The organism is Actinomycetota bacterium (genome assembly GCA_030017835.1).
Classification (GTDB): domain Bacteria; phylum Actinomycetota; class Aquicultoria; order UBA3085; family Oleimmundimicrobiaceae; genus Yes70-04.
On record JASEGU010000003.1, the window covers coordinates 65,990 to 78,507 of the forward strand.

The 12,518-nt window shown below is 51.7% G+C and carries 14 protein-coding genes; all 14 read right to left on the reverse strand.

The window, feature by feature from the left end; all coding sequences use genetic code 11:
* Positions 1-11: 11 nt before the first annotated feature.
* Complete coding sequence (locus QMD53_01695) at positions 12-1,193, reverse strand: S41 family peptidase (GenBank protein MDI6799391.1); 1,182 nt, start codon at positions 1,191-1,193, stop codon at positions 12-14.
* Between the two features lie 22 nt (positions 1,194-1,215).
* A complete protein-coding gene (locus tag QMD53_01700) occupies positions 1,216-2,106 on the reverse strand; it encodes a peptidoglycan DD-metalloendopeptidase family protein (protein ID MDI6799392.1) in 891 nt (296 codons plus the stop codon).
* A gap of 120 nt (positions 2,107-2,226) precedes the next feature.
* A complete protein-coding gene (locus QMD53_01705) occupies positions 2,227-2,436 on the reverse strand; it encodes a hypothetical protein (protein ID MDI6799393.1) in 210 nt (69 codons plus the stop codon).
* Between the two features lie 28 nt (positions 2,437-2,464).
* Complete coding sequence (ftsX, locus tag QMD53_01710; protein MDI6799394.1) at positions 2,465-3,370, reverse strand: permease-like cell division protein FtsX; 906 nt, start codon at positions 3,368-3,370, stop codon at positions 2,465-2,467.
* Positions 3,360-4,046 carry a cell division ATP-binding protein FtsE gene (ftsE, locus tag QMD53_01715; GenBank protein ID MDI6799395.1) on the reverse strand — a complete coding sequence of 229 codons (687 nt, stop codon included), beginning with the start codon at positions 4,044-4,046 and terminating at the stop codon, positions 3,360-3,362. Before ftsE ends, ftsX begins: the two co-directional genes overlap by 11 nt.
* A gap of 62 nt (positions 4,047-4,108) precedes the next feature.
* On the reverse strand, positions 4,109-5,041 hold the full coding sequence (locus tag QMD53_01720; protein ID MDI6799396.1) for a transketolase C-terminal domain-containing protein: 933 nt from the start codon (positions 5,039-5,041) through the stop codon (positions 4,109-4,111).
* Positions 5,042-5,077: 36 nt separating this feature from the next.
* Entirely contained in the window at positions 5,078-5,899 is an 822-nt protein-coding gene (locus QMD53_01725) for a transketolase (protein ID MDI6799397.1), read from the reverse strand.
* A 78-nt stretch (positions 5,900-5,977) separates the two neighbouring features.
* Positions 5,978-6,694, reverse strand: a complete 717-nt coding sequence (locus tag QMD53_01730) for a phosphatase (protein ID MDI6799398.1) — start codon at positions 6,692-6,694, stop codon at positions 5,978-5,980.
* A gap of 28 nt (positions 6,695-6,722) precedes the next feature.
* A protein-coding gene (gene prfB, locus QMD53_01735) for a peptide chain release factor 2 (protein ID MDI6799399.1) occupies positions 6,723-7,818 on the reverse strand; the annotation gives its coding sequence in 2 pieces (ribosomal slippage) (positions 6,723-7,760 and positions 7,762-7,818; 1,095 coding nt in all).
* 30 nt (positions 7,819-7,848) lie between these two features.
* Positions 7,849-10,518: a preprotein translocase subunit SecA gene (gene secA / locus QMD53_01740; protein ID MDI6799400.1), complete on the reverse strand. Its 2,670-nt coding sequence runs from the start codon at positions 10,516-10,518 to the stop codon at positions 7,849-7,851.
* Between the two features lie 139 nt (positions 10,519-10,657).
* Positions 10,658-11,350 carry a permease gene (locus QMD53_01745; protein MDI6799401.1) on the reverse strand — a complete coding sequence of 231 codons (693 nt, stop codon included), beginning with the start codon at positions 11,348-11,350 and terminating at the stop codon, positions 10,658-10,660.
* 5 nt (positions 11,351-11,355) lie between these two features.
* Positions 11,356-11,508, reverse strand: coding sequence for a hypothetical protein (locus QMD53_01750; GenBank protein MDI6799402.1), 153 nt, complete (start codon positions 11,506-11,508; stop codon positions 11,356-11,358).
* A gap of 22 nt (positions 11,509-11,530) precedes the next feature.
* Positions 11,531-11,839, reverse strand: a complete 309-nt coding sequence (locus QMD53_01755) for a hypothetical protein (protein MDI6799403.1) — start codon at positions 11,837-11,839, stop codon at positions 11,531-11,533.
* Positions 11,840-11,952: 113 nt separating this feature from the next.
* Positions 11,953-12,518 (reverse strand): TetR/AcrR family transcriptional regulator (locus QMD53_01760; GenBank protein MDI6799404.1); only part of this gene is annotated, 566 nt, incomplete at its 5' end.

Sequence of the window (12,518 nt, forward strand, 5' to 3'; positions counted from 1 at the left end):
CTCGTTTATATCTATGCGGCCTCCTTGGTCAGAATCATGGAATTGATTATCTCCTTGGCCTTGATGAGCTGGTCATCTTGGGCGCCATCGTCGGCGAGCGCAACTACGTGATCCGGGGTAATCCCCTTCTTGTTGATATCCCTACCCTTTGAGGTAAAGTAAGAGGCGGATGTGATCACCAGGGTCGAACTGTCTTTCAGCTTGTGGACGGACTGAACCGAAGCCTTACCGAAAGTCTGCTCGCCGACGATGGCGCCGCGGCCGTTGTCCTGGATGGCGCCGGCCACAATCTCAGAGGCGCTCGCGCTTCCTCCGTTGACCAAGAGGACGAGAGGGATCTTATCGTCGCCTCCTCCCTTGGCCTCGTACTTCTTTATCTCGCCCCTCTTGTTCTTTTCAGTGACTATCACACCAGAGGAAATAAATTTGCTCGCCATATCGACAGCACTCTCCAAAATACCGCCCGGATTGTCCCTAAGATCCAAAATGATTCCCCTAGCCCCTTTGGCCTCCAAATCTAACAGGGCATCGTCCATGTCCTCATCAACCATCTGATTGAACTCTTCTACCTTGAGGTAGCCGATATCTCCATCAATGACTTCGCTTGTGATGTTGGGTATCTTTATGGTGGAGCGGATCATTTTCAATTCAACGAGAGCATCGATTCCCTCCCTCTTTAAGGTCAGTTTGACGCTGCTTCCCTTCTTGCCCTTGATCTTGGATACGATCTCCTCTAAGAGCTTGCCCTTGGTCTCCACGTCATCTACCTTGATGATTACGTCGCCCTTCTTAACACCAGCCTTATCGGCCGGGGCGTCCTTTATCGCCTTTACCACGAGACACTCGCCATTCCTCTGCAAAAGGTAGAGACCGACGCCATCAAACTCGCCGCTGAGTCCCTCGTTCATCTCTTTGGCCTGCTTGGGGTCTAAATATTTGGTATAGGGATCGCCGATTTCCGCTACGGCGCCTCTGACCGCCCCGCGAATCAAGTCGGCCTCATCGATGTCGCCCAGGTAGTCTTCCTTAAGTCTCAAGATGGCCTCATCTAGAAGATTGTAATCTGGCAATCTCTCATCATCTAATGAGCTTGTCAGGCGTTTATTCGTCACAAATCCGGCCAGAAAGGCGACCGAGAAGAAGATGAGTATGGCGAGGAAGAGACCGACGAGGGCAAAGACTTTTTTTCTCATTTATGCTTCAATTCTCCTTAAGTTAAAACCAGTTCATTGGATTTTTCGGCTCTCCACCCTCCCTGATCTCAAAGTGCAGATGAGGGCCGGTGCTGTAACCGGTGCTGCCGACAAGTCCAATTATATCTCCCTTGTTCACCTTTTGGCCAACATTGAAGTTTAGAGCGGAGGTGTGGGCGTAAATGGTCGATATCCCACCACCGTGGTCGATGATGATGGTCCGGCCATAACCCCCTTGCCAACTGGCAAATATCACCGTGCCGCTCTGGGCGGAGAGGATGGGCTGGCCGTAGGGAGCGCCGATATCGATGCCGGTATGCATCCTATAGACCTTGAGGATGGGGTGAAACCTCATGCCAAACCCGGAAGTGATCGGTCCCGTGGTCGGCCACTTAAAAGGTCCAATCGGAGCCTCGGGCCCTTCCCCGCTCTCAAGACTCCTTATGTAGGCCGCAAGTTCGTTTGAGGAGCGTTGGAGTTCGGCCTCGATCTTTTCAGCTGTGGCCCGGTCTCGCTGAACCTGGGTTAGGAGGGTCTTCTTATCTTTGAGATCTGATTGGATCTGATCCCTTTTGATCTCGGTCAAGACTTTTACATCTTTAATATTCTTGGTGTTGGCCTGAAGGGTCGTCAGTGACTCTGCTATCTCGACTTCCCTCGCCTCTATCTCAATCTTCTTCGCTTCCGATTCCGCCTTATCCCCCTCGATCCGCTCCAGAAGCAGTGCATCCTGATCGGCGATGAGGGCAAGGTAACAGAGGCGGGTCATAAGATCGGAGAAATCGGTCGCCCTGAGTAGAACCTGCACGAAGGAGAGGTCTCCCTCTTTATATATGCTGCAAAGGCGCTTTGCCAGCAGTTCTTTCTGTTTTTCAAGGCTCTCTTTGAGGGCTATCAACTCGAGTTCTTTCAACTTAAGTTCGGCCCGGACTATTTCGAGCCTCTTTTCAACCTGGTCGCACTCGGAAGTAAGCTTGCCAAGCTGCTTATTTAGGGTGGAGAGCTCGTTCTCCTTCGCCCCTATCTCGTTGTCTTACTTGGTAATTTCGCCAAGTAAGCCAGACTCCTTCTTTTTGGTCTCCTCTAAGAGCTTTTCATTCTCCTTGAGCTGCTCGTTTATGGAGTCGAGTCGATCTTTGGCGTCACCTATGGGAGAGGAAAAAACGGGTTTGTTAAGTGGTAGGGCGGTTAAGAAGATGATGAATATGGCTACTAAAAAAAGTCTTTGACCCCTAAGTAGCACGATTTCACAACCTTAAAGCCACGATCACCTAAACTCTTAGGAATCGCCGAAGCGCTATTGTGCTCCCTATGGCTCCTATCATTATGCCGCCAAATGTTATGCCCAACATCAATTGAGCAAATGAGGCGGTGCTTATGGAGATCCTAAGGAAGGGTATTATTTCGGTCAACTTCCTAAGTACCCAGACCTTGACGAAGTAGAGAAGACCGATAGCCACGGCCGATCCGGCCAGACCCTGGAACATACCTTCCAAGAGGAAGGGCCATCTGACGAACCACATCGAGGCTCCCACCAGGCGCATTATTCCAACCTCTTTGCTTCTGGCAAGTATCGTAAGACGAATCGTGTTTATAATCAAGACCACCGAAGCAAAACAGAGCAAAAAGGCCGCACCAAATCCGACCCAGCCCATCACCTTAAAGACGGAAAATAGCCTATCTATATACTCGGCCCCATATTTTATGTCGGTCTTTGGCTCTTCGACTACATCCTTTAGGGCCGGATAGGCATTGATTTTGGCCACCGTGGCCTCGATGAGGTTGGCATCCTTTGTAAATATCCTTATTGAAGCCGGAAGAGGATTGCCTGAAAGGGCCTCAAGGATATTGGGCTTATCTTTCAGCTTCTCCTTGAGCCTGATTAGGGCATCGTCTTTCGAGACATAATTTATCGTCTTTACCTCTTGCCAGCCGGTTATCTCATTCTGGAAGGCTTGAACCTGAGCCTCGGCGGCCTCGTCCTTCAAAAAGACCTCTATCTCAAGCTTTGAGAGAATGTCGGTGGCAAATGACCTTAGGATCATAAACATCAATATAAAGGCACCAACCATGAAGAGGGATAGGGCGGCTGTGCTAATGGCCGCGCTGCTCATGGCAAAGTTGCGCCTCAAGCTCTCTATGGCCTCGCGGGTATAGTAGAGAGGCTTAATCTTCATATCCGTATACCCCCCTCGCCTGATCTCTGACCAGATGACCATGTTCCAAGGCAATAACCCTGCGGCGCAGATTGTTTACCATCTCGCGGTCGTGGGTGACCATTAGGATCGTCGTACCCGTCTTATTTATCTTGTCCAAAAGACTCATTATCTCGGCCGAGATGGCTGGGTCAAGGTTGCCGGTCGGCTCATCGGCCAGAAGGAGGGGCGGCCGGTTTACGAAGGCTCTGGCCAAAGAGACTCTCTGCTGTTCACCGCCGGAGAGCTCATTCGGATAGCGGTCGAATTTGCCCTCGAGACCGACCAACCTTAGGACCTCGGGGACTTGGCTCCTTATCACCTGCTCTGATTTACCTATAACGTCCAGGGCGAAAGCCACGTTCTCATAGGCTGTCTTATTGGGTAAGAGTTTGAAGTCTTGGAAGACGCAACCGATGTTTCTGCGAAGGAGGTGAACCTTCCTGGAGGGCATATTTATTATGTCATGTCCGGCCACCAGTATCCGCCCCTGAGTGGGGATTAGCTCTCGTATTAAGAGTTTGATGAGAGTCGATTTGCCAGATCCGCTCGGACCGACCAGAAAGACGAACTCGCCCTTCTCCACATCCATGGTGATATTGTCTAGGGCGGGCTTTCCGCCGTTATACCTCATTGTCAGGTTCTTGATGCTTATCATGCTCTATGCCTCATATGTGAAGATGTTAACAAAAAAGGAAACTTAAATCAAAGCCCCGTGAGCTAAGCTTTCCTTACTATGACCTCTTTAGCGGCCCTTACTATCGACTCTTTGGTCAAATCGAAGTGCTCTAAAAGTTCGCCCTCGCTCCCGGATGTCCCAAAGATATCTTTTATCCCAACCATCTCTATCGGAACGGCCGTCTTGCTGGCCGCAAGCTCGGCTATCGCCCCGCCAAGACCTCCGATAACGCTGTGCTCTTCGGCCGTGACAGCAGCCCCCGTCTTCTTCAGTGAGGCGATGATGGTCGCTTCGTCTAAGGGTTTGATGGTATGAACGTTGATGATCTCAGCCTCAATGCCTTCCGTCAAAAGAAGATCGGCCGCTTCAAGAGCCTTGGCCAGCATTATACCGTTGGCCATGATAGTGACGTCACTACCCTCTCGCATAAGAGGGGCCTTATTTATGTCAAATACGTAACCATCATCGAAGATCGTGGGCACTTTGGAGCGTCCGGTCCTGATGAAGACGGGCCCCTCTATATCGGCCGCCGCCTTGATGGCCGCCCTAGCTTGAATATAGTCGGCTGGAACTACCACCCTCATGTTTGGGATGACCCGCATGAGGGCGACATCCTCGATCGATTGGTGAGAGCCACCATCTTCGCCGACGGTCACTCCGCCGTGACTTGGACAGATTTTCACGTTGAGAGATGCGTAAGCGATCGTGTTTCTCACCTGCTCAAAAGCTCGACCGGTGGCAAAGATTGCAAATGAGCCTGTATATGCGATCATGTTTGAGGCGGCAAGGCCCGCGGCCACCCCCATCATATTGGCCTCGGCCACTCCGCACTCGATGAAGCGCTTGGGAAAAGCTTCCTTGAATTTTATGCTATATGTCGATTTGGCCAGATCAGCCTCAAGAACGACGACATTCTCCCTTTCGCTCCCCAATTCGACCAGAGCATCCCCGTATGCCTCTCTTGTCGCCCTCATCGGTTTAGTCTCGCTCAAAAGCCCCTCCAAAAATAGCTATCTCAATTCGCAAAGCGCCCTCTCCATCTCATCCTTGGTCGGAGCCTTGCCGTGATAGTCGCAGACGCCCTCCATGAAGGAGACGCCCTTGCCCTTGGTGGTGTTGGCCACGATCATAACCGGTTTGCCTTCAACCTCATCGGCCGATTTTAGGGCATCTATTATCTGACCGATTTCGTGGCCATCGATCTCGATGACATGCCATCCGAAAGCCAGCCACTTTTCGGCCAGCGGCTGAACCTCCATGACATCGGAGACAAATCCGTCTATCTGAAGATTGTTATAGTCGGTCATGGCAACCAGATTGTCCAATTTGTAGTGGGCGGCAAACATGGCCGACTCCCAGATCTCGCCCTCCTGGGACTCGCCGTCGCCGATCATGGCAAAAATCTTATGCCCCTCGCCCTTGATCTTGGCGGCCAGAGCCATGCCGCAGGCGACCGCAAGACCTTGGCCGAGTGAGCCTGATGATATCTCGACTCCGGGGACCTTCTTCATGTCGGGGTGACCCTGCAAGATGCTGCCGAGCCTCCTTAAGGTTTTGAGATGATCCCTCTTAAAGTAGCCGGCTTCAGCCAGAGTAGCATAGAGAACCGGGCAGGCGTGACCCTTGCTCAAGACGAACCTGTCCCGCTTGCTCCATTTGGGATTTTTTGGGTCGTGACGCATGTGATGGAAGTAGAGGACGGCAATCATATCGGCCGCCGAGAGGGACCCTCCAGGATGACCGGAGGCGGCCAAACAGGTCATCTCAATGATGTCTGCCCTCATCTTGCAGGCCTTGGCCCTAAGATATGATTCTAATTCTTCTCTATTCAAATCCTAACCTCATTTACAAAGAATGCTCCAATAAGGGATACCACTTAAAGACCGATTCTTCAAGTGCGGCTCAAAAAGTTATTTTAAGTTCAGGAAGTCAAGCACCTTATCTATGGAACTATTGAGCACATCTTCTTCGGTAAATCCGACCTTTTCGGCCATCAGAATGGCGTCATTGAAATTGCCAATATTGCTCGCAATGTGGGAGTCGCTGCTGATGATGACCCTGCAGCCCACGTTCAGAGCCTCTCTTGCAAAGTCGACACAATTCTCATAGCTCCCGAAACGGCTGGTGGTATGGAGGAGCGAACTGTTATTTAGCTCAACCGCCACATTGAAATCTTTAGCTGCACGGGTTACCTCCTTCGCATCGACCTTGAAGGCGGGGTTGCCGGGATGGGCAACTACATCGACGTTTTGATTTTCAATCGAACATATCAAAGCTTCAGTGTTTTTAACCACCCCCAGATCTTCATAACCGCAATTTATGTGGAATGTGGCAAGGACGATGTCGAGCCTCTCCAATATCTCGTCCTCCATGTCGAGACGACCAGAGGGATCGATTATGTTTGCCTCGATGCCGGTAAGGATGCGAACGCCTGCAATTTCACTTGGCAAGACCCTCAAATTCCAGAAATGATAGGGATGAGCGCCGCCGGGCAGGGCGGGCCCGTGATCGGTTATAGCGATGAGTTCGATCCCCTTCTCTTTGGCCGCTTTGGCGGCTTCATCGACGGTGCTGAAGGCATGGCCACTGGCCACCGTATGTACATGTAGGTCGGCTATAAGCTTCATGCCGCCTCCTTATTTCCATCAATAATCCTTAGAATCCGGCCCGATAGTAGGCCACAATAAATTCGTCTAAGTCTCCGTCTAAAACGCCCTGGATATTCCCCTTCTCAAGATTGATCCGATGATCCTTGACCAGGCTGTAAGGGTGAAGGACGTAGGATCTTATCTGGCTACCCCAGGCGATATCCTTCTTTTCGCCCCTCAGTTTATCCATTTCATCTCTCTTTTTCTCCTCTTCCAGTTCGAAGAGACGAGCTTTGAGTATCTGCATGGCGGTATCCTTGTTCTGAAACTGGCTCCTTTCGCTCTGACATTGAGCGACGACCCCTGTTGGGATATGGGTTATGCGAACGGCCGAATCGGTCACGTTGACATGCTGACCCCCGGCTCCACTCGCCCGATAGGTCTCGATGCGAAGATCTTTGGGGTCTATCTCGACGGCCGCCTCATCATCGATGAGCGGGGTTACATCGACCGAGCTGAATGAGGTATGGCGCCTGCTAGATGAGTCGAAGGGGGATATCCGAACCAAGCGATGAACCCCCTTTTCGGGACGGAAATGACCGAAAGCATAAGGGCCCTTGGCGGTAAAGGTGACGCTCTTGATGCCCGCCCCGTCTCCCTGCTGGAAATCGGTTATCTCAGTCTTGAAAGCCTTCTTATCGGCCCATCTAAGATACATCCTAAGGAGCATCTCGGCCCAGTCTTGGGACTCTACGCCGCCCGCCCCCGGGTGGATTGTGACTACGGCGTCGTGATCGTCGAACTCGCCGGTGAACCAGCTCTTCAGCTCGACCTCATCGACCTCTCTATCGAGATCAGCAAGAGCCTCTTCGAGCTCCTTGGCCAGCCTGCCGTCGTCTTCGGCTAAAGCCAACTCATTTAGGACGGCCAGATCGGCTCGTTTTTCATCTATCCTCTCGATGGCCAAAATATCATCCTTCAGCCTGCCGAGCTCCCTCATTACCTCCTGGCCTCTTGTCTGGTCGGCCCAGAGGCTCGGCTCGGCCGCCATTGCCTCGAGCCTTAGAGTCTCTGCCCTCTTGCTATCGATGTCAAAGGTAATCCCGTATCTTATCGATCCTTTCAGCAAGAGCATTCAATCTTTCAGACTGATCCGTAATCATTTACGCCTCCACAACCAATTATGTTGAAACTTAAGTCCCGCAACATTTCTTATATTTCTTCCCGCTGCCACAGGGACAGGGGTCATTTCTGCCCACTTTGGAGCCGGTCGATACCGGAGCGGGCCGCTCTCTCTCATCCGAGCGGAAGATCTTGGCCTCTTTCTTCGGCGCCGGTCGAGGTGCCTCTTCAGTCACCACTTGGGCCCTGAAGATATACTTCACAAAATCGGTTTTAATGCCGGCCATGGTCGTCTCCCAGAGGGAATAGGCCTCGCGCCTATATTCGACCAAAGGATCGCGCTGACCGATGGCCCTAAGTCCGATGCCCTCTTTTAGATAATCCATCTCGTAGAGATGCTCTCTCCAGCGGTGATCGACGACTTGAAGCATGACATGCCGCTCCAGTTGCCTCAAAATATCGCTGCCGAGCTCTTGTTCGCGCTCCTCATAAAGTTTCTCTACCATATTTAAGAAAGCCCCCCTTAAGCTCTCTTGGTTATAGGATGATACGTCGATATTTTTTGGATCGATCCCTAAGGGGAAGAGCTCCTCTAGCTCGGCGAAGAGACCGTCAAGGTCCCAATCCTCGGGATAGGAGTCAGGAGCGGCAAAGGAGCCCACCGTCTCCTCGACTACTTCGCTTATCAGGGTGGCCGCCCTCAGGTGGAGATCGTCTCCCTCCAAGCAGAGCTTTCTCTGCCCGTAGATGACTTCACGCTGCTTATTCATGACGTCATCGTATTCCAAGACATGCTTTCTGATCTGGAAGTTGTGCGACTCCACTTGGCTCTGAGCGCGCTCGACCGATTTTGTGATCATGTTGTGCTCAATGGGGGTATCATCTGGCAATCCCAGCTTATCCATGATATTGCCAATCCGCTCGCCTCCGAAGAGGCGCATCAGATCGTCTTCGAGCGAAATGAAGAACTGGGAAGATCCCGGATCTCCTTGGCGGCCGGAGCGGCCTCTGAGCTGATTATCTATCCGCCTCGACTCGTGCCTCTCTGTGCCGATGACGTGAAGGCCGCCGGCGGCCTTCACCGCTTCCACTTCGCCCTCCTCCGGCTCGGTTCCGCCAAGAATTATGTCGGTTCCCCGGCCGGCCATATTGGTTGCAATGGTGACCGCCTCCTTGCGACCAGCCTGAGCGATTATCTGAGCTTCGCGTTCATGATACTTGGCATTTAAGACCTCGTGCTTTATCCCTTGAATCCTTAGCATCTTGGAGAGGACTTCCGATTTCTCGATCGAGACGGTGCCGACCAAGACTGGCTGGCCATCCTGGCTACGCCTAACAATATCTTCAACTATCGCCTCGAATTTGGCCTTCTCGGTCTTGTATATGACATCGGGCAGAGCCCGCCTTATCATCGGCTTGTTGGTCGGGATAACGACGGTCTCAAGTTTATATATGTGCAAGAATTCGTCGGCTTCTGTGGCGGCCGTTCCGGTCATGCCGGCAAGCTTTTTGTACATTCTAAAATAATTCTGCAAGGTAATGGTGGCCAGGGTCTGGTTCTCCTGTTTGATGTGAACCCTCTCTCTGGCCTCGATCGCCTCGTGAAGTCCATCGCTGTACCTTCTGCCCTGCATTAAGCGACCAGTAAACTCATCGACGATTATGACTTGGCCATCATTTACTATGTAGTCCACGTCGCGTTTAAACAGTGAATGAGCCTTCATGCTCTGCTTGTAGCGGCTCTGCCACTCAAGCATGGGGACCCCATGCGGCTCCAAGGTGGGATCGGAAAGCTCTTCGACCTCGACGCCGAGAGCCCTGGCCATCTTTGCCTCACCGCACCCCGTGACTTTGATGGTATTCTCCTTCTCGTTAGCCACAAAATCGTAGTTATCCTCATTGTAATCCTTCTCATCCTCATCCTTGCTCTCTTTGACGATGATGAGGGGCTTGAAGCGAGAGACTTCCAGATCGACCTGCTTACAGATGCGGCTCCTGTCCTCGGCCGGACCGGAGATGATTAGAGGCGTCCTCGCCTCGTCGATCAGGATGCTATCGACTTCATCGACGATGGCAAAGTTATGGCCGCGCTGGACCATCCGGCTTAAACTGAGCGCCATATTGTCCCTTAGGTAGTCGAAGCCGAATTCATTGTTGGTGCCGTAGGTTATGTCAGCCAAGTAGGCTTCGGCCCGGGTAACCCGGCGAAGCTTGGCTAGAGCTTCGTCGGGTGACTCGTAGGTTGGATCATAGATGAAGGAGGAGTCATGTTGGATGACGGAGACCGAACGACCCAAGAAGTGGTAAATGGGGCCCATCCAGACGGCATCCCTCTTGGCTAGATAATCGTTGACTGTGACGACGTGGACGCCGCCCCCGCTAAGTGAGTTCAGATAGACCGGCAAGGTCGCCACTAGGGTCTTGCCCTCGCCTGTCGCCATCTCGGCGATTGATCCTTCGTGCAGGACGATTCCGCCGATAAGCTGGACATCAAAATGGCGCATATTGAGACTCCTCTTGGAGACCTCGCGTACGACCGCAAAAGCCTCGCCCAGGATGTCGTCTAGACTCTTGCCCGAAGCGAGTCTTGCCAAAAACTCATCCGTCTTTGAGGCGAGTTCTTGGTCCGATAGTGAGGATATGGCCTCTTCAAGGGAGTTTATCCCCTTGATCCTCTCCTCCAAAGTTTTAAGTCTTCTGCCTTCGCCGGCCCTTAAGACCTTGGATAGCAAACCCTGCATTGAAGCTCCATTTCTTGATCGAGTTTATTTAAAGCTGAAAATAACCTATACATTTTACCACGCTAAGATAAGAGCGTCGATTGGCGCATATAACAAAAGACTTCTTCGTAATAAGCAGCTTGAAGTGGCCCAATAATATCTACAGACTTTCCTTTCTCACGGAGGCAAGCCTCTCTGAAAGACCTTTCTCTCCCACTCTGCAGAGATCGGTTGAGGCCCCTCCTTCAAGTACCGCTTTGGCATAATCGAGACAGCCCTTATGGCCGCAGGCCAAGCAGTTCTGGTTGGGCAGAAGAGCGACCACCGCCTCCAGCCTCTTGTTATCATCTCTAGTTGACAGGATGATATCGCTTCCGCTCATCATCCTGTCCATCAAGGCGCCCATTATCAGAATGGCGATGACGGTAAGAGGGGTCCTAAGTGAAGCAAAGCCGATGCCCAAAAACCTGCTCTCGATGAGGAACATCGGCACCTTGGCGGCCGCCCAAGCGCTGATTAGTATCACCGCGTTGCCAACGCTCATTCCTTTGCCCAAAAGCGACTGGACCAGAGGGAAGGCCACATAGACTGGACCGGCCGAGACAGCTCCCAAAAAGAGTGAGATCAGTCTGCCAAAAAGACCCGACTCCTTTCCAAGTTTTGCCTCGACCACCTTATGGGGGACCCAAGCGTTCAGGAGACCGGTCAAAATGAAGACGGCCGGAAGGATCTGGATCATCTCTTTTAAGTAGAGGCCGGTATTTGAGACGGCTGACGCAAAGACCTTCGGATCGTAGGCAAAGGCCAGAATGTATAAGATGACCGTCAAGATGAGCAATTTATATCTCTTCATTTGCCTCACAGTATCGCCCCCATCATCAGGGCGATTATCATGGCCGCCGCAAAGCTCATGAGGTTCCTCAAGATGGTGAAACGCTTGCCGAAGTGAGATGTCTCTATCGGAATGGTCGCAAAACCGACCATGGTCAAGGTGGTTATGAGGGCAGCCATCGAGATCAGGTGGGCGCCGTTTCTATAGAGCGAGGCGGCCAGTGGAAAGGGCGATGAAGGCCGGAATTATCGTCACCGTGCCGATCAATGCCGCGTAAACGGTACTCAAAAAGACGCTTTCGCCTCCCAGGATTGATCTTATCAGGCTCTCGGGAACCAAAGCCAAAAATAGGCCGATCAAAGACAGGATGGTGAGAAGCTGGGTGGAGATATTCAAAAACCTATCCCTTGCCGAGACGAGACTTTTGACCGTCCTTGCAAAGTCCTTAATGAAGGAGATTGTCAAAAGTATGGCTGTCAAGCCTATAAGTATTAGAACGCTCGGACTCATGTATAAAGCCTCCTTTTCTTGAGGTTCTACTAAATTTTGGGGTTAACAAGAAGACGGGCAAGGTGCGACCAGATCGGGCCGGCCTGTGAGGACAAGTTAAAGGAGAAGGCGGCCTATTTCCATTTTAAGGCGATCAATCTGATGGCTCCCATATATAAGAGGGCGAAGACCTTGGAATCTATATCAGCCGGTACTTGATTTTGCCTCTTTGCAGTCTCGACAAGATCAATTATGGTCTCCTCCTTGGTCTTTCGCCACTCCAACATGGGCTCTTTTAGAGCTGGATAGCCCACGAATACCTCTTCGTTAAAGAGGAAGGTTATCAGGTCGGGATTATTTTCAAAGTGACTCAACTGAGCCTCGATTATCAGTTTAAGGCCCACGATCGGATCGTCGGCCACTTTTGCAGTTTGCCAGAAGCCGTTGCCCACTGCAAGAAGCTCAAAAAGCTCCCTTAAGACCGCTTCTTTATTTTTGAAGTGGCGATAGATAGCCGCCTCAGATACCTGGGCGCGTCCAGCGAGTTTGCGCATTGTCAGTTCAGGCAGACCCTCTTTGGCGATTATCTCGAGGGCTAGTAAGGCTATCTGTCTGCGTCGGCTTTTAGAATCGAGTCTTATCATCAAGTCAAGCCCACAAAGTTCTGTAAATGGTGTCCTCCTGAGATAAGAGTCATTCA

Bases quoted from the DNA above. Each gene is read 5' to 3' on its own strand.
- QMD53_01695 (MDI6799391.1), bottom strand. From the start codon at position 1,193: ATGAGAAAAAAAGTCTTTGCCCTCGTCGGTCTCTTCCTCGCCATACTC.
- ftsX (MDI6799394.1), bottom strand. From the start codon at position 3,370: ATGAAGATTAAGCCTCTCTACTATACCCGCGAGGCCATAGAGAGCTTG.
- ftsE (MDI6799395.1), bottom strand. From the start codon at position 4,046: ATGATAAGCATCAAGAACCTGACAATGAGGTATAACGGCGGAAAGCCC.
- QMD53_01720 (MDI6799396.1), bottom strand. From the start codon at position 5,041: ATGAGGGCGACAAGAGAGGCATACGGGGATGCTCTGGTCGAATTGGGG.
- QMD53_01730 (MDI6799398.1), bottom strand. From the start codon at position 6,694: ATGAAGCTTATAGCCGACCTACATGTACATACGGTGGCCAGTGGCCAT.
- secA (MDI6799400.1), bottom strand. From the start codon at position 10,518: ATGCAGGGTTTGCTATCCAAGGTCTTAAGGGCCGGCGAAGGCAGAAGA.
- QMD53_01745 (MDI6799401.1), bottom strand. From the start codon at position 11,350: ATGAAGAGATATAAATTGCTCATCTTGACGGTCATCTTATACATTCTG.
- QMD53_01750 (MDI6799402.1), bottom strand. From the start codon at position 11,508: ATGGCTGCCCTCATAACCACCTTGACCATGGTCGGTTTTGCGACCATT.
- QMD53_01755 (MDI6799403.1), bottom strand. From the start codon at position 11,839: ATGAGTCCGAGCGTTCTAATACTTATAGGCTTGACAGCCATACTTTTG.